Below are 23,131 nucleotides of genomic sequence, written 5' to 3'. Positions count from 1 at the left end.
CCTGAGCACCCTGGCCTCTTAGGACTTTATGGTACCTTTTCTCACACTTTCATCAATGAATTCCTGTACTTCTTTTGCATTCGGCATCGCTTCGGAGCAGCTGTGCCGGGAAATAACAATGGCTGCGGACGCACCGCCAAAATCCATCGCCCGGTCAACCTCCCACCCCTGCATCAGGCCATAAACAAAGGAGGAGGCGTAGGCGTCTCCGGCCCCGAATGTTTTCAGCACTTCGGTTTCAAAGGTTTTCCCGGTGAAATAGTCCCCGTCCTTCGTGTAGGCAAATGACCCTTCGGCCCCGTGCTTTATCAGCACAATTTCTGCCGAGTGGTTAAACCATTTCGCGGCGGTCTTATCGTCGCTTCCGTCCATTTCAGACTCCATGTTTTCCATCATATTGAATTCATCTCTTGTTCCAATAATCAGATGGCTTTTTTCAGCGAGCAGGTTGTAATACGTGGCGGTTTCTTCCTTTGATTTCCACGTCGCCGGACGAAAGTCAATATCAAACAGCACCTTCGTTCCATGCTTGTGCGCGTATTCCGCCGCCAGAAAGACCGCTTCCCGGGAAGGGCTCGCAGCAAGCGCCGTGCCGGAAAACATTACCGCGGATGTATTTTTAATATATTCCTCGGAAATTTCGAGCGGACTGATTTTCAGGTCCGCCACGTTGTCTCTGTACAGAAGTATGCTGCAGTCCTCCGGACTGATGATTTCCGTGAAGGCAAGCCCGGTGACCGCGCCCGTATCGTCTGTTTTTACATTTTCCGTATTAATGTTGTTTTCTTCAAAGTAGCCGCGGATAAAATTACCCATCTGATCGTCAGCTACCTTGCCGATGAACCCGGTGCTAAGACCAAGTCTCGACGCTCCGATCGTAATATTGGCCGGAGAGCCTCCCACATATTTCGTAAACGTCCGCGTTTCTTCCATCGGACGGTTGATTTCATTCGCGTTCATGTCAATCGTCAGCCGGCCCATGCCAACCAGATCCCTTGAACGGTTTTTTGGGAATTCCATTAAAACATAACCACCCTTCGTTATTTTAATCGATTTATGGTTAAGCGCTTTCCTCTTCTGTACGTTTGATTTTAAAGAAAGCGCATTCAGATGTAAAGTATTTTTTTGATTTTTCTTTAATTTCTATTTAAAGGTCCAGGACTGCTGTATGTTTTCTGAAAAATCTCATTCTTTGATTGATGTAAGCGATTCATTAATGTATAATTCACATTAAAGTTAAGCGCTTTCTTCAAACTACATTTTATGGGGGCTCCGCATATGGTTAATATAGGTGTTATCGGCGCCGGGCGCATCGGCCGGCTGCATATTGAAAACCTTTACCATCTTCCTGCCGCTGTCCTCCGGGCTGTCGCAGACATCAACACATCTGCTCTTGAAACAATTGAGCAGGCCTTTTCTCCGAAGTACGTAACATCCAGCGCCGAAGATATTCTTCATGATCCTGAAATTGATGCCGTTTTTATCTGTGCTGCCACCTCAGAGCATATCTCTCTGATTGATAAGGCCATTCAAAACAAAAAACATATTTTTTGTGAAAAGCCAATCAGCTTTGATATTAAAGAGTCACGCCGCGTCGTCACCTCGGCCAGAGAAGCAGGCCTTGTTTTTCAAATCGGCTTCAACCGGCGCTTTGATCCTTCCTTCGAACAGGTGCGGAAGATGCGCGTAAACGGCCAGATCGGCACCCCTGAGATGCTGCAGATCATCTCACGCGACCCTTCCCCGCCTCCGATGGAATACGTGGCGAACTCCGGCGGACTGTTCGTGGATATGACTATTCACGACTTTGATATGGCCCGATATATTATGGGAGAAAATATCGCAGCGATCTCTGTGCACGGCGGAGCACTGACCGATAAGCGGTTCAATGATTACGGTGACATTGATACGGCCATTATCTCTTTAACATTTGAAAGCGGGGCCGTCGGTGTGATTGAAAACAGCCGGCGGGCAGTCTACGGCTATGATCAGCGTCTCGAGCTGTTTGGCTCCAACGGGGCAGCCACGGTACCAAATCAGCCGATTCATCAGGTGGAGTGGTGGCAGGATGACTTCATTAAATCGGAAAAGCCGGTGCACTTCTTTCTGGAGCGCTATCAAACAGCGTTCGAGCGCGAGATTGCGATGTTCGCTGAATCCGTGCAGTCCGGCACCCCGGCTGTCTGCACCGGCGATGACGGCCTTGCCGCCCAGACGGCTGCCCTCGCCGCTGCAAAAGCCTGGAAAGAGAAGAAAACCGTGTATGTCGCTGATGTTGAATCCGAAATGATTGAACTCTCTTAGAAAGGATGTTTATGTATGCCAAATTTAGTTGTGAAACCAGATACTACCGCACAAAAAATCCACGATGTTACCCCGGAGAGCGCCGGCTGGAAGTATGTCGGCTTCCAGGTGTACCGTGTGCAGGAGGGCGAAAGCATTCAGGCCGACACCGGCGATAACGAAGCGTGCCTCGTCCTGTTAAGCGGCAAAGCAGACATTCAGACCAGCAATGACTCCTTTGAAAATCTCGGCAAACGGATGAGTGTTTTCGAAAAAATACCGCCGTATTCAGTATACGTTCCGGCCAGGGACCGCTTTGAGGTAAAGGCGAATACAGATATTGAACTCGCCGTCTGTAAGGCTCCGGCAACCGGGAAGTATAACGCCCGCCTGATCGGCCCGGATGATGTAGGCACAGAAGACCGCGGCTCAGGCTCCATGTCCCGGAGAGTGCATAATATCCTCCCGGATTCCGAGGAAGCCGAGAGCGTGCTGGTGGTAGAAGTGTATACACCGGAGGGGAACTGGTCGAGCTACCCGCCGCACAAGCACGATACCGAAAACCTTCCGCATGAGTCCTATCTTGAAGAAACGTATTTTCATAAGGTGGACCCGGAAGAAGGCGGGTTTCTGATTCACCGCGTTTACGACGATCCAAGAGACCTTGATGAAACGATGGTAGTAAACAGCAACGATGTCGTGATGGTACCTAAAGGCTACCACCCCGTGGCTGCTCCTGCAGGCTACCAGGCTTATTATTTAAATGTGATGGCCGGACCGGTGCGCAAGTGGAAATTCCATAATGACCCGGATCACGAATGGCTGCTGAAATAAATCTTTTCCGCTTCCAGACCTCCAAATGAATATTCATTTGGAGGCTTATTTTTGTACAAATAAGGATATATACTATACAAAGATTGTTTCACGGAAAGGAGTGTTCAGATGGCTTTTCAAAAGCTCGCACGTACGATTTTAAAAGCAAACCGTGCTTCCGGTGATGTAAAGGCAGCCAAAAATGGCTCCCTCGGAAAGCGCCTTGCGCGCCGCTCCGCAAACCGTGCGGCTCGTAAATTCATTAACCGCCTTCTGCGCTGAAAAAGTGGCTGCCGGATCATTATTCCTGCAGCCACTTTCCTTTTCTGTTTGTAAATGTATCAGTTTTCCCGTTATAAATTTCTATGCCCCGCTGCCAGACCGAATGGATCCGGTGCGGAAAACGATGCCCTTCAAACAGGCTGTGCTTGTGACGCATATGCATAGTGTCACGTGTTACTGCCGTTTCTTCATGAAGATCGACCAGCACAAGGTCTGCATCCTTGCCTTCTTCGAGGCTCCCTTTCTGATACAGGCCAAAACGCTCCGCCGGCTTCTCCGCAGTCCACGCTGCTGCCTGTTCCCACGGCAGGCCGTGCTGCGCTGTGAGCTCGAGTACACTCAACAGCGTGTATGGACCACTCGAAATACCTCCCCACGCCTGCCATAGTCCGCCGTCTTTCCACTCCTCCGGACACGGTGAATGATCGGAGGTCACCATATCTATGTCGCCCTGCTTCCATCTGGACACAAGCGCCTGCTGTACCGGGGCCTCCCGTAACGGAGGCGCGCATTTTGCTTCGGCACCGCGCGTTCGCAGCGCTTCGTGGTCAAACATTAAATAATGGGCGCAGGTTTCAAGCGTAACGTCCTGCCCGGCTGCTTTTGCGCGCTGAATTACCTGCACCGCCTCAGCAGAGCTAATATGTACAAAATGCAGCGGACAGCCTGTCTGCTTTGCAAAAACGAGGGCGCGCTGCACCGCTTCAAGCTCTGCTTCCACCGGCCTGGAGGCTAAATAATCATCCGTTTCCGTACGCCCCTCTTCCTCAAGCTGCCGGCTGAGCGTACTCACTACCGCCGCGCTTTCTGCATGAAGACCAAGCAATCCTCCGTGTTCAGCAATTATCTGCATACCCCGGAACAGCGTTTCATCATCTGCCCGTTCAAACTCCGGATTTCCACTCGGAGACATAAAGGCTTTAAACACACGTATGCCCCGAGCTGCCATAGCCGGGATATGCTCTATCCCTCCGGGCACGAGACCGCCCCAAAGCCCAAAGTCCAGGACGGATTTCTGCCGGCCGAGCGCCGCTTTTTCTTCTGCATTTTCGGTGGTGATCGTAGAAGGAATACCGTTTAACGGCATATCCATATAAGTAGTGATGCCGCCTGCTGCAAGCATCCGGGCCCCTGTTTCAAAGCCTTCCCAGTCCCGGCCGGGCTCGCTGAAATGAACGTGAACGTCTACCGCTCCCGGCATGACGAGCATGCCAGCAGCGTCTACTACGCTTTGTGCTTTAGTCTCATCAGATACGTCAAGGGCTGCTATTTTTCCGTCCGTGACCGCCACCGTGGTTACTTCTGTACCGCCCGGGCGGACGACGGTTCCATTTTTAATCAGCAGTTCATACATTCTTTATGTGTCCTCCTATACTTCAGCCGCTGCTTTTATATCTTTTTCCTGCATGTAAAAGGACAGTGCTGCCTGCTGGGAAGAGCCGGGATTCACCGGCGCTCCCGCGTATAAAAGCACTGATTCGAGCGCTCCGAGTACGGTCAGCACGTTTTCCTTCCGGCAACTGTAGCCCATGGAGCCGATGCGCCAGATTTTCCCGTGCAGCGGTCCGAAGGACGAGGCAATTTCAATTCCAAACTGCCCGAGGAGCATTTTTCGGACTTCATCTGCGTCAATGCCCTCCGGTACGTTGATGCAGGTTACGACCGGGAGCTTCGTTTCGCCTTCTACAAACAGCGACAGACCCATTGCCTGTAAACCGGCCATCAGCGCTTCCTCGTGGTAGCGGTGCCGGGCGAAACGGGCTTCAAGCCCTTCGTTGACGATCAGTCTCGCGCCTTCATGAAGCGCATAAACCATCGATGTCGCTTCGGTGTGGTGGTTCAAACGGCGCGGGCCCCAGTAGTCCTGCAGCTGGCTGAGGTCAAAGTAATTACTCCGGATCATCGGTGCCTCCGGCTGTTTGTCTGCCTCTGTCGCAATCCCCCGCTCCACTTTTTTACGTGCCTGAAAGCGGCGCTCGAGGCGGTCATTGTACGTCAGCGGAGCCATTCCGGACGGAACGCTGAAGCATTTCTGTGTGCCGCCGATAACCGCATCGAGACACCATTCATCTGTTTTGACCGGCACTCCGCCGATCGTCGCCACCGCGTCCACTACAATGTAGATTCCGCGCGCCCGGCAGGCGTGCCCGATTTCCTTAAGCGGCTGAATGCAGCCCGTCGACGTTTCCCCGTGCACCATCGCAACGATATCCGGCTGCACGCGGTCCATTTCCTCTATGACCTCTTCCGGGGAAAAGACAGTGCCCCATTCCTTTTCGAGCGTGTGGATCTCTGCGCCGTACCGTTCGGCGATCTCGGTCAATAAATACCCGAACCGACCGTAAATAGGCACGAGCACCCGGTCCCCCGGGTGAATCGCACTCGCAAGCACTGCTTCAATACCCGAACGGGAAGTACCGTCCACCGGAAAGGTCCATTCATTTTCGGTTTGAAAGATGCGGCGCAACAGCTCCATCGTTTCATTCATAATATTTGTAAAGGCCGGATCAAACTGTCCGACTACCGGGGTACTCATGGCACGGAGCACCCGGGGATCCGCCTCCACCGGGCCCGGTGTCATGATCGTGCGGAGCGGCGGCTGAATTTCCTGGTGATAGCCCATATTTACTCTCCTTTCTAATACGCTAAACGAAACAGTGTTTCTTCAAGTACTTTTACTCCCTGCTCTAAATCACTGGATTTGGTGTATTCCTTCGGCGAGTGGCTCACACCGGCCTCGCTTGGCACAAACAAAAGTGCAGTAGGATAATAGCTGCCCATGACCTGCGCGTCATGCCCGGCTCCGCTGATCATCAGCTGGGAGGGAATATGCAGGCTTTCAGCAGCTTCGTACATCGTTTCATATACCTCTTTGCTCATTGGCACCGGTTCCACTTCCATCCAGCAATTCGAAGAAACGTTCATGCCGTACTCTTCAGCCTGCGCGGTGTACAAATTTTCAAGCTCCTGCTCAAATTCTTCGAGCAGCGATTTGCTGTGGTGACGCACGTCCAGGCTGAAAACGACTTTAGAAGCGATTACGTTCGGTACGTTTGGCGTAATTTCCATTTTGCCTACCGTGGCCACCATGCTTTCGTCCCTGCGCCTGGCCATGGCGGTGATATTTGTAATCAGTTCACTGGCTAACACCACCGCATCCTTGCGTTCCGGCATTGGAGTGGTTCCGGCGTGATTGCTTTCTCCTTCCACGGTAATGTGGTACCTGCGCTGCCCGACAATATCTGACACTACTCCCACAGAAGCATTCGACTTTTTCAGCGTGCCTCCCTGCTCCACATGAAGCTCAATGAAGGAGTCTATGTCTTCACGCTTGAGCGGAAGCGATGCCGGAGCTTCAAATTCACATGCCCGCATTGCCTGGCCAATGGAAATACCCTCTGTATCCTTCAGGGCTTCTGTTTCGCCCTCTGACAGCCTTCCGGTAATATGCCCCGACCCCCAGAACGTGACTGGAAAACGACTTCCTTCCTCCTCACAGAATGATACGATTTCAATGCTCTGCTTCGGCCGGCCGTAAGCCTGCTTTAGCCTTTCTACGGCGAGTATGGCAGCAGCTACTCCGTACGCGCCGTCATACCTGCCACCGTTTACGACAGAGTCAATGTGGGAGCCTGCCATAATGACCTTATCCGTTTTTTCTGTTCCTTCAAAGCGTCCAAATACATTTCCCACGGCATCATAGCGGGCTTCAAGACCCATTGCCTCCATTTTTTCCTTTACTGCTTCCTGTGCCTGCTGCCACGATTCATCGTATAAAAGCCTCGTCACGCCGCCGTCTTCTGTTTTTCCAAAGTCCGAAAGCCATTGCAGCAGCTGATCGATTTGATCCTGAATTATGTTTGAAGAATGAACAGCCATACGTCCCCTCCTTTTCCTGCATTTTAATCAGCTTCCCCGGTACGTTTGATAGCCGTAGGGAGATAACAGCAGCGGAAGGTGATAGGACGTTTCCTCCGCTGAAAGCGTGACCCGGAGAGCCACCGTTTCCAGAAAATGCGGGTCCTCCTTCGTCCATCCTTTTTGCCGGAGATATTCCCCAGTTTGAAATTCCACCTCGTACGCTGCTGTTTGAATGGCCTCTGCCTGCAGCAGTGGTTCATCCACCCGACCGTCTGCATTGGTCACCCGTTCTGCTTCTTTAATTTTCCGGCTGCCATCCAGGCGGTACAGCGTCAGAGCTATACCTTCGCCCGGGCGGCCCGAAGCCAGATCAAGCACATGTGTTGTGAGTCCCATTTATGCTTCTCCTTCATGATCCAGATCTTCCCGGTGCACCGAAAAGCGCTGGAAGCCGTATGGCCGGCGCGGTTCTGTATACACCTTCCCATCACTTCCTGGAATATCTTCAACCACAGTATCCCATGTATGGTTCTGCGACTCGAACGACACTTCCTGAAGCTGTGCGAACCGCTCAAGCACCCGGCGGCCGATATAATAGATCAGCTGCTGGATGGAGGCCGTCTGTGTTTCGTGGAAAACGGCAGCTGCAATATCCTTCACCTGTTCAGCGGCTACGTAGCCTTCCCCGTTTTGCCCGAAAGCGATATGCGGTGCTTCATAGGTCCAGCCAATATTCAAATAAATAAACAACGGGCGGTTGGAATCCTCGGGAAGCGTTGTGTATTCATCCCGGATAAAACCGACAAATGAATTATCGACTACTTTAACGAGCTGGACGTCCTTCACGTAGCTTTCCTGCTCGATAATCTCCGGAGCCCCAAACGAGGTCCGCCCTACTTTCACCATCGCTGCAGGATTTTCATTATGCGACTTTTTAAACACTACACCGCTTTTGTATCCCGTATTATCTACATTTACTTTTTCGAAAGGAAGATGGTCAGCGTATACCTCTGCGGTTTCAACGTGATCATATTTTTCGAGAAACGCTTCTCCGACATAGGCAAGAAATCCTTCCACCGTCGCCCCCTCATAGCTGCCAAGGTGACGCTGGATAAAGTTTTTCATGGAGTCCGTCGCCACCACCATGCTGTTATCGCCCTCGGTAAAGCTCGGCAGAAAGGCCTCGCCGGTAATATTAACGGACACATTCAAGCCAAAAATTGTGTTGTTTGTGCCTTCATAAGGGGACTCCGGTATTGGGGTGATATCTGTAAATGGTATGGAAAACGTCCGGTAGGCAAATACATCGCCTTTGCCGTAGCTCATCGTTCTCCGTTTTTTACTGCTTGTCCTTGTCGCTGTCTGAGACAGGCGGGCCGGCTCTGCCGCGAGCGCTGCAGAAGCTTCCTGCTCTCCGGCTGCGGGGCTGCTGCCTGTTTCCACACTTTCGTTTGATTCAGTCATCGTTTCCGGCCGCTCCTCTTCAATGATGGCCTCAAGCCGCAGAAGAGCTATTCGGTGAATTTCCCGTACAGCCTGACGTTCTTCCTCCTCCTGGGTATGTTCCATCCGCACCTGGATGGCCTCTAGGATATCCTCTGCGGTCTTTCCTCTTACCGCCATAATAAACGGCATGCCAAACTTGTCCTGATAACGCTCATTCCATATACGCAGCTCTTCCTGCTGCTCCTCTTCCATCTCTGTTAAACCAGCGCTTTCCTGCTCGGAAGCAGATTCCCCGCTCATCGGTTTGTTTTCTCCAAGAGAAGGGTGCGCCTGGATCAGTGCACGCCGGTTCTCTTCGCCGGATGTCATAACTACGCCTGCCATCCGCTGATGCAGATCTTCAACAGATTCCATCGGTCTCACCGGCTCGACTGCTTCGGCCACCCACGGAGAATTCTCATAGACCCCTCCGAAAGTGTCGATAAATTCCCTGCGGGATAATTGGTTTACTTGTTCAATGGTCAGCATACACTACTCCTCCTTCAGGCTTTACTTTGTTTTTCTTCATTATATACATGTTCCCCCTTCCACCGTGCATTAAATAGGAGATTAATGAAAATTGCGGCTAAACTACCAGTGATGATGCCATCCCCGAAGATGATGGCGAGCCCTTCCGGAAGGCTTGAAAACAGCTCCGGTACTACTGTGGCACCGAGTGCAAGCGACACAGAACACGCCACCACCAGCTGGTTCGACTGTTCATTAAAATCGACGTCGCGGAGCATCTGCAGACCTGCAACGACGACCATTCCAAACATGACGACCGTTGCCCCGCCAAGCACCGGTGTTGGAATAATGACAACCAGGGCAGCAACCTTTGGAATCAGCCCCAGGACGATCAGGGTCATTGCGGCTGAGAAAATAACGTTTCTCGTTTTTACTTTTGAAAGCTCGAGCAGACCTACATTCTGTGCAAACGTACTGTAGGGGAAAGCGTTGAACAAGCCGCCGATAATGACTGCGAGCCCTTCGGAGCGGTAGCCCCGGACCAGATCGTCTTCGTTCAGCTCACGATCCGTAATACGGGCAACTGCGTAGTAAGCACCGGTCGTTTCAACAACGATCACGCTGCACACAATAATCATCGTGATAATCGGCCCTAATTCAAATGTCGGCATGCCGAAATACAACGGCTGAGGAAAATGGAACCACGAGGCCTCCATCACCTCTCCAAAGGAGACCTGCCCCATGACTGCTGCGGCTATCGTTCCGCCGGCAATACCGATCAGGACAGCGAGTGACCGCATAAACCCAGTAAACATCCGGAAGAAAAGAATGATCACGGCGAGTACACTGACAGATAAAAGCAGGTTAAAAAGAGAGCCGAAGTTTTCGCTTCCTTCTCCGCCGGCCATGTTTTTAATCCCGGTAGGAATCAGTGAAAGCCCGATAATCGTTACAACTGTGCCGCGCACGATCGGCGGAAACAGCTTTTGTAATTTTCCAAAAAATCTGGCGAAGATAACGACAAACAGCCCGGCCGCAAGAATCGATCCGTAAATAGCTGTCACGCCGTAATTAGTGCCGATGCTGATCATCGGTGTCACTGCTACAAATGATACGCCGAGCATGACAGGCAGCCCGATGCCGATATGTTTTCCTCTCCACAGCTGCAGCAGAGTTGCCACACCGCAGGAAAGCAGGTCAATTGCCACTAAGTATGCCAGCTGTTCTGCTGAAAGCTCCAATGCGCGTCCTACGATAAGCGGAACGAGTATCGCTCCGGCGTACATTGCAAGCACATGCTGAAGTCCCAATGAAAAAGTCCGAAGCCCGTTGGTTCCGTTAGCCATAATTAGGTGTTCCTCCTTTTATTATTACCTTACTATTCATCTTATAGGAGGCCTGGACTCGTTTCATTAGACATTTTACATAAAATTATCAAAATATTTTAGATGCTTTATCTATAATCATTAAGAAAACGAAGGGATCTGCGCAGATTATCTTACATCATTCCGAGGAAAGAACGTTCTGCACCCGCAGCGCCAGGCGCAGCCGCATCGTCGTTTCGGGGTTTTTCAGGGAAACCCCTAAGCGCTCCTCGCATTTTTCCAGGCGGTAGAGCACTGTATTACGGTGAATGTATAGCCGTTTTGCCGTATCAGCCACGTGGCAGTGCGACTCGAGATAGACAGATAACGTCTGCACAAGCCCTTGATCCTCCTGGCTTCCCTCTGTTAGTTCCTGCAGCACCGAGTGGCTGAACGAGGCCAGCTCTTCGGTGGGCAGCAGCCGGAGAAGCTGGGCAATATCCTTTGTATAATAGGTGCGGATAAATCCGCGTTCGCCGGTGAGCTGGCTGTTGTACAAGGTGTTTTCCGCCTCTTTATAGGACGCCGGTGTATCAAGAAACGACCGCGCCGTGTTTCCGATGCCAAAGGATATCGAGCGGTCAAAAAACAGCTGAATCCCTTCCTGCAGCTGCCGCAGCGCTTCTACCAAAGCTTCATCTGCTTCTCCCTGCAGCTGTTCCACCTCCCATAAAATAATACACTGCCGCTCTTTTTTGAAAAACCATGCCGGCGTTCGCCATTTGTCCAATTCGCCTTCAATGTATTCATACATGTGGTCCATTTCCCGCTGCTGCTGGGTATAGGTGACCGGAAGCCTTGGCTCGGGGTCAAGCATGCCGACTGCGCAGCCGTAATTCCGGTTGTTTGGCAGCCCCATCTCCTCCGCGCGGTTTCGTGCTTCTTCATCGGATGAATAGCCTTCATTAATGAAATTTTGAAAAAATTCATCGCGGGCTCTTCGTTCATACTGAGCGATGGCACTCTGTTTCATGCGTTCGAATCCGATCACATTTACAGCCTGGTCAATGATAAGCACAAGCCCGTTGTCATAAATGGGAATTTCGCCGCCAATCACCAGACAGCCGCTGCGTGTTTCGTGTGTCCGTACCGGGAACAGTGTGTACGTCTGCGCTGTTTCCCACACGCAGAAGCTGCTGTAGGTGCTGCCGGCTAAAAACAGATCCCGTTTCGCCCGCCGGTGCGCCTCGATCACCGCCTGCGCCGATTCCATTCCTTCGCCTGCATAGATCGGACGGTCATATGCATCGAGCAGCAGAACCGGAAAGCCGATATAGTCGCATACTTCCTCAAGCAGCGCCGTCAGGCCTTTACCGTGCATAACATAATCGGTCAGCCGCTGGTGGACGTTTAACGCTTCACGCAGCTCTCTTGTCCGCACCGAAAGCATGTCATTGAGCATATCATTAACCATCGCTCCAAGACCAATGTCCTCCGGCAGAGCAATAATAGGAAACTGCAGCTCGTCCGCTTTTTCGATGACGCTCTCCGGCAGCTTCTGCAGAAAACGATCGATTTTAAGTCCAATGCCGGCGCACCCTACGGCGTCCATCCGCTCGATGAGCACGCTTAATTCCTCAGGGCGGTCTTTGTAATGGTATCCGGTCGTCACCAGCAGGTCGTCCTCCTGCAGATAATCAACAATATCCGGTGCGTCCATCATATTCACCTGCCGGATTTCACGGATCTCTCCGTCTTTTCCCGCAAGCAGTTTTGCATCCTTCCAAACCGGGCGCTGCAGCGTTTCTCCTATGTTCACCGTTTCTGCCTCCTTGTGATACATCTCCAATCTTTTCTAACATGATTGGTTATTTTAACTTTTACTGTAGCAGAAAAAGTAATCCTGCCGCCAGTGGAAATTCCAGCAACCATAAAAAAAGCCGCCGGCAGCCGGCAGCCTTTCTGCTTATCTTTTAACGATACCGTACAAAAATAAATCATAAAAATGTGTCTGGTATTCTTCAAGCGTCATGCTGCCCGGCACGTCCTCCCCCTGCTGAATCCGGTAGGCGACCATCTGCCGGAGCGAGATCGCATATGACATGAAAAAATCAATATTTATATTTTCCCGGAGAATCCCCTGCTCTTTTGCCAGCTCCACCAGCTCCCGGAACGCCGGCATCACTATTTTCTCGCCCCGGCTGCTGTAATCGGCCAGTACATGCGGATAATCCTGCATTAATTCCGTGAGAAAGCTCGATTGAAAAAAAGATTCGTATTCCTTCATATCAAATATCTTCAAAAGCATCTCTTCAGTCATCCCGTGCTTTCTGCTTTGCTCGATCAGTTTTTCCATCTTGTCTTTGGATTCCTGCATCACGCCGTCGAGCATTTCGCTTAAAATGCCTTCTTTATCTGTAAAGTATTTATAAAATGTGGCCTTGCTTGCACTGGCTTCCGAACACAGCTGCCCGATGGTGACCGCTTTAATCCCTTCCTGCAGAAACAGACGGTGCGCGGTTTCTACCAGGTCCTTCTTTTTTCTCGTAGTCCGTCGTTTTTTGTTATATGCCACCGCTTATTTCCCCATTCCTTTCCTTTCTTTAAATGACCAAATCTCTTTTTCTAATTGTATACATTCCGACGACCGTAAAAACAGCGAATACTGCCAGAAGAATGACGGTCGACCAGACTGTCCACTCCTCTGCAGGCACGCCCGGAATCTGGGCGTATGGTGAAATATCGCTCACCCATTCCGGCAGCTGAAGCAGCGGCCCAATAAGCCCGATCAGGGTAAACGCTGTATACACAAGCCAGACGAGTGACAGCGCCTTAGGCCACAGGCCCATCAGCAAAGCCGCCAGGCCAACAAACACCCAGACAGCCGGCGTCTGGGCGATGGCAGCGAAAAACACCTTCCATGCCCCGTCTGCACTGTCAGTGTAGTAGCCGTAAAGCGCCCCGGCACCTATGCCGCTGATCACAAGCAGCATAAAACTGCCCACGCAGGAAATCAGGAGATAATCAAGCATCCACCGCGGACGCGGCACAGACTGAACCAGCAGGATTTCTCCCCGGCCGCTCTTCTCCTCCCGGAGCATTTTGGTCATCACCTGCAGAGCATAGCCTGCTGCAAGCATTGCAAGAAATGCCATATAAGTGGCAAATAGCGATTCTGCAAGCGTAGCACCCTCGGCCTGTACGAGAAAATCTTCTCCAATTGGATTATCCGCAAAAAAGTCAGCAGCTTCTTCACTTATGGCCCCCATCGCCACTCCGTACAGAGCCGCTCCGGCTGCCCAACTCAGAAAAACCCAACGAAATAAAAAGCTCTGCAGCCCAAGCAGGTGGGTCAGACCGCCCCCGGCCCGGGCTTTTCCGCCCTGTACCCGCAGCACACCAGCCCCGTCGTCCCGGCGGTAGTCTACATAAATGGCCGCCACTGCGAGTAGTATAATACCCCCGCCAAACAAGCCGAGCGGCCACCAGCGCTCGTCCACGAAGGCGCGCATGGCCTGCCCCCATCCAATTGGAGACAGCCACCGCCACGCATCTACAGAAGCCACGTCGCCGACAGCCCGGAACAAAAATGCCAGGCCAAGCAGCGCAGAGCTGATGCCGGACGCTGCTCCAGCACTTTCACTCACCTGAGCCATCAACAGGCTGATGGTGCCAAACATGATCCCGACACCGGCGACCCCGATTCCGAAAGCTGAAGCCCCTTCCCAGCTGAGTCCCTCTATCGTATAAGGCATACCGATGATGATAATGACGGCGATGAAAAGATTTGAGAGCACCATCAGTAAAAAAGCAGCGGCAGACATACTGACCCGGCCGACAGCTCCTGCTTTCACAAGCTCCGATAGTCCGCTTTCCTCTTCTGCTCTTGTATTGCGGACAATCATGAAAATACTCATAAACGCAGCTGCGACCGCCACGTATAAAAACATCTCATTTGTAATCATCGCACCGAACGTATAATTCTCAATCCCGTAGCCGGGCCCGGCCATCGCCCGGAGTGCCGGACTTTCTAAAAGAAGCGCCCGGCCCTGCCGGTCTTCCTGTGTCGGATACGTTTCCGGAAAGCTGAGAATACTGAGCAGAAACAGCACCGAAATCGAAACGATCCAAATAGACAGCCGAACTCTTTCTTTCCGGATCATTATCCGAAACAGAGTGCCTGTTCCTGTGAACACTGACATGTTCATCCTGCTTCCCCTGCCTTCGATTCATAATGGCGAAGAAAAATCTCTTCAAGCGTCGGCGGCCTTGATTCCAATGAAACCACGCCTGCTGCCGCGAGCTTCTGCATGACCGGCGCCAGCCCTTCCACGTCCACGTAAAAGTGCACCTTCGAACCGTCTGCTTCCCACTGGTGAACATCGCTCCGTTCCACTAAAGAAGCGACCGTCTCCTTCGTTTCTGCCGTAATGGAAATACGCGTTAAATGCCGCAGCTCCTCAAGCGTTCCGGATTCAATAATTTTTCCTTCTTTAATAATGCTGACCCGATCACACAGCTCCTCCACCTCTGCGAGTATGTGGCTCGAAAGCAGTACGGCCTTTCCTTCGTGCTTTAGCTCCCGTACGCACTCCCGGAAGATGGAGGCCATTAACGGGTCCAGGCCCGAGGTCGGTTCGTCAAAAATATACAGGTCCGCTTCCGAGGCGAACGCCGTAATGAGCGCGAGCTTCTGCCGGTTTCCCTTCGAATACGTTTTGCTTTTTTTCCGCGGGTCGAGTTGAAAGCGTTCAATCAGCTGCTGGCGTTTCTCCTCATTAAATTTACCGTGCAGCTTCCCGAGAACATCAATCACCTGGCCGCCGGTTAAATTCGGCCAGACGTTCACATCACCCGGTACGTAAGCTACCCGTTTATGGATATCTACGGCCCCGGTCCACGCATCTTTGCCAAACAGCTTCACTTCACCGCCGCTTTTTTTCAGCAGACCGAGCATTACCCGGATCGTGGTGGACTTTCCTGAGCCGTTTGGACCTAAAAACCCTATCGTTTCTCCGTTTTGGATCGTCAAATCCACATGCTCAAGCGCCGCATGCTTCCCAAAATATTTTGACACGCCCTCTAATTTCACCAGTTCATTCACGTCTACACCCCCTAAATTGAACGTTTTTATTATTATCGTTTAAACTATTTTACAATATTCGTTCAATTAAGTCACGATTTATTTAATTAATTCTCTGCTTTTAAAGACTACGCCTGCGAGTTTTTGGGTATGTGGAACAAAGAACTGAAAATGGAGGCAGTATGTATATGATGACTTTACGACTCGGATACGTATCTCAGGCTCTCGCTCTCTGGAACGCTTCCCCGGGAAAAACAATGACACTGACGCGCTGGCAGAAGATGGACCCCGAAAGCCGCGAGGATAAGCTGCGGGAGGTTACCCGTTTAAACCTGGAGCATACGATCCGCATGCTTCACTACAATATCGCCCACGACATTCCTTTGTACCGTTTTTCTTCCTCGCTTGCGCCGCTCGCTACGCATGAAGACGCCGCCTGGGATTACATAACGCCTTTTGCGGATTTATACAAGGAAATCGGCAGACTCGTGCGTGAACACAATATCCGCCCAAGCTTTCATCCGAACCAGTTTACGTTATTTACAAGCGACAAGCCGCATGTCACCGCCAATGCCGTACAGGACATGGAGTATCATTACCATATGCTCGAAGCAATGGGTCTTGAACAAAGGGCATGGATCAACCTGCACGTCGGGGGAGCCTATGGAGACAAAAAAGCGGCAGTGGCACGGTTTCACGAAAACCTTCAGCAGCTGCCCGGAAAAATCAAGGCACGGATGACGCTCGAAAATGATGATAAGACATACACTGCAGGCGACGTGCTCGCTGTCTGTGAACAGGAAAATATTCCAATGATGTTTGATTACCATCACTTCGAGGCCAACCATTCCGGGGATGAACGTCTGGAGGAGCTGCTGCCCCGGTTCATCGATACGTGGGCCCATACCGACAGCCGGCCGAAAATCCATCTTTCCTCGCCGAAATCGTCCGAGGCCTTCCGCAGCCATGCCGATTACGTGGATCCGGAGTTTAATCTTCCGTTTTTGCAGGCCTTAAAGCAGATCGGCGAGCCTATTGACGGGATGATTGAAGCAAAGCAGAAGGACTATGCGCTTCTGCAGCTTGTCGAAGACCTCGCTTCGCGGCGGAACGTGACACGCACCGGCGGGGCAGAGCTCCAGTGGAAATAAAGAGCATAAAAAAGAGCCTGGGTTCAGGCTCTTTTTTTCTACCATTCCAATATGATTTTTCCGATGTTTTTATTATCCTGCATATGCCGGTGCGCATCCGCGATCTGTTCAAATGAAAATACCGTGTCTACGATAGGACGAATGGAGCCGTCCTCAAGATGCGGCATCGCATGCTTCACAAAATCCCTGCTCAGCTCGGCTTTATATTCGTCGCTCCGCGGCGTAAGGAGCGTCCCTGTCAGCTGCACGCGCTTCATTAAAAGCTTCATCAGATTCACGTTCGGCACGTTCGCCCCGCCAAGCACGCCAATCAACACCCATCGGCCGTCAGTTTGAATGCTTTTTAGGTTCTGTTCCCAGTACGAGGCTCCGACAAAATCCAAAATCACGTTTACTCCCTGATCGCCAGTAGCTGCAAGTACCTCCTCCTCAAAATTCTGTTCTTTATAGTTAATGCAGACATCTGCGCCAAGCTTTTGGGTGAATGCCAGCTTTTCCGCTGACCCGGCGGTGGTAATTACCCGGGCCGAGGAAAGCTGGGTGGCTAGCTGTATAGCCGCTGTGCCCACACCGCTTCCCCCGGCATGAACGAGGACGGCTTCGTGCTGATTCAGGTGCCCGATCCAATAAAGCGTCTGATAGGCCGTTAAGAATACCTCCGGCACGGCCGCTGCTTCAGCATACGTGTACGCCTCCGGTATCCGCATCACCCGGTCGGCCCTCATAACAGCATACTCTGCGTAGCCGCCGCCATTTACGAGCCCCATTACCCGGTCGCCCGGCGAAAACGGGTTCTCAGTGCCTGCTTCTTCCACCACGCCAGCCACTTCAATGCCGAGCACCGGGTTTTCGATATATCCGGCCTTGCCCTCCCGGTTTAAAATATCGGTCCGGTTCACGGCTGCTGCCTTCACCCTGATCAGCACCTCGTCCATCTCCGGCTTCGGAGCCTCACGATCCTGAATCTGCAGTACCTCTGGTCCGCCGTTTTCTGTAGTAATTACTGCTTTCATTGCTATCACTCGCTTCCCTTTATTTTTCGTTTCCAGTATTCGCTTCCTTGAAGAACGTGTCAACTCGTACATTTATCTGTCATTGCCACAGCTGTTTATTTCCCGGGAAATAGCTTTTGTAAGATTGATTTTTCGATAATAGCAGTTGATACCTTTATACTGGAAAAAAGGCAAAAGCTGAGGTGCAGACAAATAATGACTAATATAGAAAAATTAAAACAGGACGCATACGCATTTTTAGAGCAGTATTACCGGGAAACAGACCAGCTAGCGGAAATTTTTCAGGCGCGCTGGGAAAACGTAGAGCAGGAGATTGAAGCTTCCGGGCATTATGAACATACGTTTGAGGAGCTGGCATTTGGAGCGAAGGTCTCCTGGCGCAACAGCAACCGCTGCATCGGCCGGTTTTTCTGGAAAAGCCTGCAGGTCATCGACTGCCGGGACGTGCGTACCGGAGAACAGGCGGCCAGGGCGCTTCGCCACCATATCCGTTACGCAGAAAACGGCGGGAAAATTATTCCCACGATCTCTGTATTTCCTTCGGTCAAAAACGGGGAGGAGCGGATGCGTATATGGAACTACCAGCTGATCCGCTACGCCGGCTACGAGCGGGACGGAGAAATCATTGGCGACCCGCAGTCTGCTGCTTTCACAAAGTACTGTGAATCACTGGGATGGAGGGGCGAAGAAACATCCTTTGACCTTCTTCCCCTGGTCGTTCAGGTAAACGAAGGCGCTCCCCAGTGGTTCCCGTTGAAGGCCGAAGAAGTACTCGAAGTACCGATTACCCATCCGGATAGCGATGCTTTTTCCACGCTCGGTTTAAAATGGTACGCCGTGCCGATTGTTTCGGATATGAAAATGGAAATCGGCGGCATCACGTATACGGCCGCTCCGTTTAACGGCTGGTACATGGAAACCGAGATTGGGGCCCGGAACCTCGCAGACGAGGATCGCTACAATATGCTCCCGCAGGTTGCAGACGCGCTTGGCATCGACCGGACGTATGCGGGAAGTTTATGGAAGGACCGGGCGCTTGTCGAACTGAACCGCGCCGTGCTGCATTCGTATAAAAAAGCAGGCGTCAGCATGGTGGATCATCACACGGCTGCTTCGCAGTTTGGCCGGTTTGAGCAGCAGGAGCAAAAAGCAGGCCGGGAAGTAACCGGTGACTGGACATGGCTGATCCCGCCGGTATCGCCGGCCGCTACTCATATTTTTCACAGCTCCTACCGCAATATCATGCACACCCCGAATTTCTTTTACCAGCAGCATCCCTATAAATAATGATACAAAGAAGCAGGTGAAGCCTTCCTGCTTCCACATATTTTACGTTTGAATAAATACCCCTGCCGGGAACCCCTATACCAGCACCTAATATGAGAAAGGATGATGAGTGTGAACGCTGCACAGAAGGAATGCCTCGAAGCCTGCATCGAATGTATGAAGCAGTGCAATCAGTGCTTTAACGACTGCCTGCAGGAGGACGACGTGAAAATGATGGCCGAATGTATACGTCTTGACCGCGAATGCGCGGACATTTGTGCCCTGACGGCTAAAGCCATCCAGTCCAACAGCCCGTTGATGAAAGAGACTGCTCAGCTTTGTGCAGAGGCGTGCAAAGCATGCGGGGATGAATGCGCCAAGCACGATCATCAGCATTGCAAAGACTGCGCAGATGCCTGCTACCGCTGTGAAAAAGCCTGCCGGGAGCTTGCCGCATCATAATTTCTGCGCTAGAAGCCCCCTCCTAAAAGCGGAGAGGGCTTCTTTTTTATGAAAATTTCACCGGTACACCGGCTGCTTCAAACAAGTCATAGAAGGTTGGACACGTTTTTGACACGCATCCCGGATCTTCAATATAGATTCCGGGCACCTTCGCCCCAATCAGCGAAAGGGCCATAGCCACCCGGTGATCATCGTACGAATGAAGCGATACGCCAATCGGCGTTCCCGGGTATATTTTCAGGCCGTCCGAGTATTCATCCACCCGGATGCCCATTTTCTGGAGCTCTGTACACGCTGCGTGAATGCGGTCTGATTCGTGATGACGGATATGCTCCACATCCCGGACCGTAATCGGGGCGTCGGCAAACGGAGCCAAGGCAGCAACGGTCAGCGTCTGATCAGACATTTCCTTCATGCTGAGCTCAAACCCGCCCGAAAGCTGTTCCGGACCTGTGACTTCAATGTAGGTGTCACCCTTTTCCACGCGGCAGCCCATTTTTTCGAACACATCCACCATTCCTATATCCGGCTGATTGGTGTCCATTGTTAAATTATTAATACGGACCGTTCCGGCCGTGAGTGCCGCCAGTGCCATAAAGTAGCTGGCTGTCGACGCATCTGCTTCAAGCGCCATGCTCCGGCCCTGAAAGCTCTTTGCCGGTACCTGCATGTCGGTTAAATCCTCGTTGTATGTAACCGGCACCCCGAACTGATTCATTAAATCGAGCGTAATGTGTACATACGCATGCTGCACAATGTAATCCGGAATCCGGATACGCAGGCCTTCCTCTGTATAGGCACCCGTCAAAAGCAGCCCGCTGATAAACTGGCTCGATAATTTGCCGGAGATGGTCACTTCTTTACCGGGGAGCCCGCCCGCATGGATTTCAAGCGGATAAAATCCTTTTTTATCTATGTAATGAACATCGGCTCCGAGCGTTTCCAGGGCTTCCATTAACGGCTCCACCGGACGTTCACTCATTCGTTTGCTCGCTTCCACTTTGTAAACTCCGCTCCCGGCTGCTGCAAGCGGCCCCGGAAGGAAACGGGCCGTAGTACCGGCAGCACCTATGTAAAGCTCTGCGTTCTCCTCCGGCCACCGGCCCCCACATCCGTGGATCGTCACCGTATCACCCTCTACTTCGGACTTTACGCCAAGCGCCCGCAAAGCGCCAAGGCACCAGTACGAGTCGTCGCTTTTTAAAATGCCTGAAAGGGTGGACGTGCCTTCGGCGAGAGCAGCCATAATTAGTGCCCGATTCGTAAAGCTTTTGCTTCCCGGCACCGTCAAAGAGGTCTGAATCGATCCAGGTGAAACTGGAGAAACGTGTACTTTGTCTACATCTGTTAATGATGCCCACGGCGAGCGGGCCCGAAAATCTGGTGTACTCATAAAACATCCGTCCTCTGCATCTTTTTCTACATTACACCACGAACCAGTACTGCGCGCAACCAGCGTTTTTCGAAGGCTTATACTATCCCGGTAAGTGCCGGACTGACCATAAACCAGAGCAGAAGCACCGCCATAACAATCCAGCCGCTCAGCTTCATCCATCCCGGCTCGCGGCGCGAAAAAGCAATCATGCTCATAAATGCACTGAGCGCCAGCAGCAGAATCCCGATCGTCAGCAGCGATCCGAATAACGGCACGAAGGGACTGCTGTCAGGAAGGGAAAAAACGGCTGAAACAATGACAGATACAGCAATCAGCCCGACACCTCCCAGGGAAGACGTTAAGGAAATTCTGCTGAATTTTTTGTCCTTCATTTCATTCGCTCCCTTTTGGGTTCTTTTCTTGCCTTTCTTTCCCTCAGGTATATTTTAAAAACATGCTTTTACGTCTCCAGGTCCATAATGTCCTGCACACCAATATGCCGGACGTCCCCGCCTGCTTCTATTTTAATTGTTTTGTTCAGCTCGTCCAGATGCAGAATTTTTCCGGTCATCTTTATTTCTGCATAAGGATCAAACACATGAAGCGTTACTTCCACTCCAGCCGCCGCAGCTTCGTGAAGGCGGTGGGAAAACTCCTCAAGCTGCTGCTCGTCCCAGAGGGGCCTGAATTTCATCCGGTCCTCTTTTTGGTGACGCAGCCACATTTCCCGGTGCTCCGGCAGAATCATCCGGCTGGATTCCCATCGCATATTCGACCCCGGGGTTAATTTGTTTTCTTTCATCCGTAACGCCTCCTTTCGCTTTAGTATACACGAACGTTTGTTCTTTTTGTGGTTTATCTTTAAAATATGGAAATTTTTTTCTGACAAAAAGGCCTCCTGATTTAGGAGACCTTCTTCGTTTTAAGCCTTTTCTGTCTGGAAAAACTGCGGCAGATGCTCCCGATGGGCTTCGAGCATGTCATCAAGCATCTGTTTTGCTTTTGTGTCAGACGGAACGAGAGGATTAATAGTCATCGCCAGAAGAGCCGTCCCGTAGTTTCCCGTCACCGCTGCTTCAGCAGCTACCCGTTCAAACGACTTGATCTGTTGCACGAGTCCCTGGACTGCCACCGGAAGCTCTCCGACAGCCACGGGCCTCGGACCGTCCTTTGTGATAACGGAGCTGATTTCCACCGCCGACTCTGCCGGAATCCCGGCAATAGCGCCGCGGTTTCTCGTGCTGACCGGCTGGATATCCCGGGTGTCATTATATATCGAATTGATCAGGCTGCATGCCGCTTCGCTGTAATAAGCCCCGCCGCGCTGCTCCAGCTGCTCCGGCTTCGACCTGAGTGCTTCATCGCCGTAGAGGGCAAAAAGCTCCTCCTCCACCCCCTGGACGACTTCCGCCCGGGTGCCGGTCTCCCCGGCGGCCGCCTGTTCCTCGGCCAGCATTTCTTCTGTTTTGTAGTAATACCGGTGATACGGGCAGGGCAGCACCTGCAGAGCCCGGATGAAATCCGGCTCCCATCCGAGCGCTGCGATATTTTTCATGGTGGCGGCATTCGCAGGATCTGCCACCGCTTCGAGCGCCTGCTGTTTTACATCTTCGCCGTCGAGATAAATGTTCAGCCCGTACACCATGTGATTCAGCCCGGCAAAGTCAATGTGTACGCGACTGCCGTCCACTCCAAGTGCTTCAGCCACGCCCATCTGCATTCCTACCGGCACGTTGCAGAGGCCGACAATACGTTCATGGTTCGTATAGCGCAGCACCGCTTCTGTCACCATGCCGGCCGGATTCGTAAAGTTTACAAGCCATGCGTCCGGACACAGCCGCTCGATGTCATGGACAATGTCAATAATAACCGGAATGGTCCGCAGTCCTTTAAACAATCCGCCCGGCCCGTTCGTTTCCTGGCCGATCACGCCGTAGGACAGCGGAATCCGCTCGTCCTTCGCCCGGGCTTCAAGCATGCCGACCCGAAACTGAGTGGTGACAAAATCCGCCCCCGGCAGCGCTTCCTCCCGGCTGTAGGAAAGATGCACTGTCATATCGATACCTGCTTCAGCTGCCATACGCTGGGCGAGTTTTCCTACGATCTCCAGCTTTTCTTTTCCTTCCGGAATATCCACGAGCCACAGCTCCTTCACCGGCAGTTCGTGATGCCTTTTAATAAATCCCTCCACAAGCTCCGGCGTATAGCTCGAGCCACCGCCAATTGTTACAATCTTAATGCCTTCCTTCATCGTCTCGCTCCTTTTTTTCTGCGTGTCTTTATAC

At 51.9% G+C, this 23,131-nt stretch carries 22 protein-coding genes; 6 read left to right on the top strand and 16 right to left on the bottom strand.

The features are described 5' to 3' along the window. Positions 1-18: 18 nt before the first annotated feature. Complete coding sequence (gene iolC / locus G548_RS0110890; protein ID WP_022794194.1) at positions 19-1,020, bottom strand: 5-dehydro-2-deoxygluconokinase; 1,002 nt, start codon at positions 1,018-1,020, stop codon at positions 19-21. Between the two features lie 258 nt (positions 1,021-1,278). Between iolC and iolG the strand changes: the two genes are divergently transcribed. From iolG to G548_RS19470, 3 genes are all read left to right on the top strand, one after another. Continuing rightward, positions 1,279-2,304, top strand: a complete 1,026-nt coding sequence (gene iolG, locus G548_RS0110885; protein ID WP_022794193.1) for an inositol 2-dehydrogenase — start codon at positions 1,279-1,281, stop codon at positions 2,302-2,304. 15 nt (positions 2,305-2,319) lie between these two features. Further along, positions 2,320-3,117, top strand: a complete 798-nt coding sequence (iolB, locus tag G548_RS0110880; protein ID WP_022794192.1) for a 5-deoxy-glucuronate isomerase — start codon at positions 2,320-2,322, stop codon at positions 3,115-3,117. 108 nt (positions 3,118-3,225) lie between these two features. Next, positions 3,226-3,378 carry a hypothetical protein gene (locus G548_RS19470; RefSeq protein ID WP_022794191.1) on the top strand — a complete coding sequence of 51 codons (153 nt, stop codon included), beginning with the start codon at positions 3,226-3,228 and terminating at the stop codon, positions 3,376-3,378. Between the two features lie 19 nt (positions 3,379-3,397). Here the strand turns inward: G548_RS19470 and allB are convergent, their stop codons facing one another. The 10 genes from allB to G548_RS0110825 all read right to left on the bottom strand — a co-directional run bounded on the left by allB (position 3,398) and on the right by G548_RS0110825 (position 15,600). After that, on the bottom strand, positions 3,398-4,732 hold the full coding sequence (allB, locus tag G548_RS0110870) for an allantoinase AllB (protein WP_022794190.1): 1,335 nt from the start codon (positions 4,730-4,732) through the stop codon (positions 3,398-3,400). 15 nt (positions 4,733-4,747) lie between these two features. Further along, on the bottom strand, positions 4,748-6,001 hold the full coding sequence (locus G548_RS0110865) for a pyridoxal-phosphate-dependent aminotransferase family protein (protein WP_022794189.1): 1,254 nt from the start codon (positions 5,999-6,001) through the stop codon (positions 4,748-4,750). A 14-nt stretch (positions 6,002-6,015) separates the two neighbouring features. After that, positions 6,016-7,257: an allantoate deiminase gene (allC, locus tag G548_RS0110860; RefSeq protein ID WP_022794188.1), complete on the bottom strand. Its 1,242-nt coding sequence runs from the start codon at positions 7,255-7,257 to the stop codon at positions 6,016-6,018. Positions 7,258-7,284: 27 nt separating this feature from the next. Further along, positions 7,285-7,635 carry a hydroxyisourate hydrolase gene (gene uraH, locus G548_RS0110855; protein ID WP_022794187.1) on the bottom strand — a complete coding sequence of 117 codons (351 nt, stop codon included), beginning with the start codon at positions 7,633-7,635 and terminating at the stop codon, positions 7,285-7,287. Then, positions 7,636-9,213 (bottom strand): factor-independent urate hydroxylase, encoded by a 1,578-nt coding sequence (gene pucL / locus G548_RS0110850; protein ID WP_022794186.1) that lies wholly within the window; start codon positions 9,211-9,213, stop codon positions 7,636-7,638. Between the two features lie 14 nt (positions 9,214-9,227). Next, positions 9,228-10,538 (bottom strand): nucleobase:cation symporter-2 family protein, encoded by a 1,311-nt coding sequence (locus tag G548_RS17950; RefSeq protein WP_022794185.1) that lies wholly within the window; start codon positions 10,536-10,538, stop codon positions 9,228-9,230. A gap of 157 nt (positions 10,539-10,695) precedes the next feature. Further along, the gene (locus tag G548_RS0110840; RefSeq protein ID WP_022794184.1) at positions 10,696-12,315 is read right to left on the bottom strand and encodes a PucR family transcriptional regulator; all 1,620 of its coding nucleotides are present in this window, start codon (positions 12,313-12,315) and stop codon (positions 10,696-10,698) included. A 147-nt stretch (positions 12,316-12,462) separates the two neighbouring features. Further along, the gene (locus tag G548_RS0110835) at positions 12,463-13,071 is read right to left on the bottom strand and encodes a TetR/AcrR family transcriptional regulator (protein ID WP_022794183.1); all 609 of its coding nucleotides are present in this window, start codon (positions 13,069-13,071) and stop codon (positions 12,463-12,465) included. A gap of 28 nt (positions 13,072-13,099) precedes the next feature. Continuing rightward, a complete protein-coding gene (locus tag G548_RS0110830; RefSeq protein WP_022794182.1) occupies positions 13,100-14,704 on the bottom strand; it encodes an ABC transporter permease in 1,605 nt (534 codons plus the stop codon). Then, positions 14,701-15,600, bottom strand: a complete 900-nt coding sequence (locus G548_RS0110825; RefSeq protein ID WP_022794181.1) for an ABC transporter ATP-binding protein — start codon at positions 15,598-15,600, stop codon at positions 14,701-14,703. The genes G548_RS0110830 and G548_RS0110825 overlap by 4 nt, the downstream gene beginning before the upstream one ends. A 170-nt stretch (positions 15,601-15,770) precedes the next feature. Between G548_RS0110825 and uvsE the strand changes: the two genes are divergently transcribed. Beyond that, entirely contained in the window at positions 15,771-16,730 is a 960-nt protein-coding gene (uvsE, locus tag G548_RS0110820; protein WP_027847352.1) for a UV DNA damage repair endonuclease UvsE, read from the top strand. A 38-nt stretch (positions 16,731-16,768) separates the two neighbouring features. On the opposite strand, the gene G548_RS0110815 is transcribed toward uvsE, so the two are convergent. After that, positions 16,769-17,743 carry an NAD(P)H-quinone oxidoreductase gene (locus G548_RS0110815; RefSeq protein WP_022794179.1) on the bottom strand — a complete coding sequence of 325 codons (975 nt, stop codon included), beginning with the start codon at positions 17,741-17,743 and terminating at the stop codon, positions 16,769-16,771. Positions 17,744-17,938: 195 nt separating this feature from the next. Here G548_RS0110815 and G548_RS0110810 point away from each other — a divergent pair, with 195 nt between their 5' ends. Together G548_RS0110810 and G548_RS0110805 are read left to right on the top strand one after the other, a co-directional pair. After that, the gene (locus tag G548_RS0110810) at positions 17,939-19,030 is read left to right on the top strand and encodes a nitric oxide synthase oxygenase (RefSeq protein ID WP_022794178.1); all 1,092 of its coding nucleotides are present in this window, start codon (positions 17,939-17,941) and stop codon (positions 19,028-19,030) included. A gap of 111 nt (positions 19,031-19,141) precedes the next feature. Next, entirely contained in the window at positions 19,142-19,471 is a 330-nt protein-coding gene (locus tag G548_RS0110805; RefSeq protein ID WP_022794177.1) for a four-helix bundle copper-binding protein, read from the top strand. Between the two features lie 46 nt (positions 19,472-19,517). On the opposite strand, the gene aroA is transcribed toward G548_RS0110805, so the two are convergent. The 4 genes from aroA to G548_RS0110785 form a co-directional block, all read right to left on the bottom strand. Next, a complete protein-coding gene (aroA, locus tag G548_RS0110800; protein ID WP_022794176.1) occupies positions 19,518-20,864 on the bottom strand; it encodes a 3-phosphoshikimate 1-carboxyvinyltransferase in 1,347 nt (448 codons plus the stop codon). 77 nt (positions 20,865-20,941) lie between these two features. Further along, positions 20,942-21,238, bottom strand: a complete 297-nt coding sequence (locus G548_RS0110795) for a DUF3995 domain-containing protein (RefSeq protein ID WP_022794175.1) — start codon at positions 21,236-21,238, stop codon at positions 20,942-20,944. Positions 21,239-21,306: 68 nt separating this feature from the next. After that, positions 21,307-21,648 carry a YolD-like family protein gene (locus G548_RS0110790; RefSeq protein ID WP_022794174.1) on the bottom strand — a complete coding sequence of 114 codons (342 nt, stop codon included), beginning with the start codon at positions 21,646-21,648 and terminating at the stop codon, positions 21,307-21,309. A gap of 120 nt (positions 21,649-21,768) precedes the next feature. Continuing rightward, complete coding sequence (locus tag G548_RS0110785; RefSeq protein WP_022794173.1) at positions 21,769-23,097, bottom strand: 6-phospho-beta-glucosidase; 1,329 nt, start codon at positions 23,095-23,097, stop codon at positions 21,769-21,771. Between the last annotated feature and the right edge of the window lie 34 nt (positions 23,098-23,131).

The organism is Marinococcus halotolerans DSM 16375 (assembly GCF_000420725.1).
GTDB lineage: Bacteria > Bacillota > Bacilli > Bacillales > Marinococcaceae > Marinococcus > Marinococcus halotolerans.
The sequence above is the reverse complement of the archived record's forward strand: the minus strand, read 5'-3'. Positions and strand labels throughout refer to the sequence as shown.

Excerpts from the sequence above, each read along its gene's own strand:
- allC (WP_022794188.1), bottom strand. The coding sequence starts at position 7,257 with ATGGCTGTTCATTCTTCAAACATAATTCAGGATCAAATCGATCAGCTG.
- uvsE (WP_027847352.1), top strand. The coding sequence starts at position 15,771 with ATGACTTTACGACTCGGATACGTATCTCAGGCTCTCGCTCTCTGGAAC.
- pucL (WP_022794186.1), bottom strand. The coding sequence starts at position 9,213 with ATGCTGACCATTGAACAAGTAAACCAATTATCCCGCAGGGAATTTATC.
- G548_RS0110815 (WP_022794179.1), bottom strand. The coding sequence starts at position 17,743 with ATGAAAGCAGTAATTACTACAGAAAACGGCGGACCAGAGGTACTGCAG.
- G548_RS19470 (WP_022794191.1), top strand. The coding sequence starts at position 3,226 with ATGGCTTTTCAAAAGCTCGCACGTACGATTTTAAAAGCAAACCGTGCT.
- G548_RS0110785 (WP_022794173.1), bottom strand. The coding sequence starts at position 23,097 with ATGAAGGAAGGCATTAAGATTGTAACAATTGGCGGTGGCTCGAGCTAT.
- G548_RS0110810 (WP_022794178.1), top strand. The coding sequence starts at position 17,939 with ATGACTAATATAGAAAAATTAAAACAGGACGCATACGCATTTTTAGAG.
- G548_RS0110795 (WP_022794175.1), bottom strand. The coding sequence starts at position 21,238 with ATGAAGGACAAAAAATTCAGCAGAATTTCCTTAACGTCTTCCCTGGGA.
- G548_RS0110865 (WP_022794189.1), bottom strand. The coding sequence starts at position 6,001 with ATGGGCTATCACCAGGAAATTCAGCCGCCGCTCCGCACGATCATGACA.
- iolB (WP_022794192.1), top strand. The coding sequence starts at position 2,320 with ATGCCAAATTTAGTTGTGAAACCAGATACTACCGCACAAAAAATCCAC.
- allB (WP_022794190.1), bottom strand. The coding sequence starts at position 4,732 with ATGTATGAACTGCTGATTAAAAATGGAACCGTCGTCCGCCCGGGCGGT.
- G548_RS17950 (WP_022794185.1), bottom strand. The coding sequence starts at position 10,538 with ATGGCTAACGGAACCAACGGGCTTCGGACTTTTTCATTGGGACTTCAG.
- G548_RS0110830 (WP_022794182.1), bottom strand. The coding sequence starts at position 14,704 with ATGAACATGTCAGTGTTCACAGGAACAGGCACTCTGTTTCGGATAATG.
- aroA (WP_022794176.1), bottom strand. The coding sequence starts at position 20,864 with ATGAGTACACCAGATTTTCGGGCCCGCTCGCCGTGGGCATCATTAACA.
- uraH (WP_022794187.1), bottom strand. The coding sequence starts at position 7,635 with ATGGGACTCACAACACATGTGCTTGATCTGGCTTCGGGCCGCCCGGGC.
- G548_RS0110790 (WP_022794174.1), bottom strand. The coding sequence starts at position 21,648 with ATGAAAGAAAACAAATTAACCCCGGGGTCGAATATGCGATGGGAATCC.
- iolC (WP_022794194.1), bottom strand. The coding sequence starts at position 1,020 with ATGGAATTCCCAAAAAACCGTTCAAGGGATCTGGTTGGCATGGGCCGG.
- iolG (WP_022794193.1), top strand. The coding sequence starts at position 1,279 with ATGGTTAATATAGGTGTTATCGGCGCCGGGCGCATCGGCCGGCTGCAT.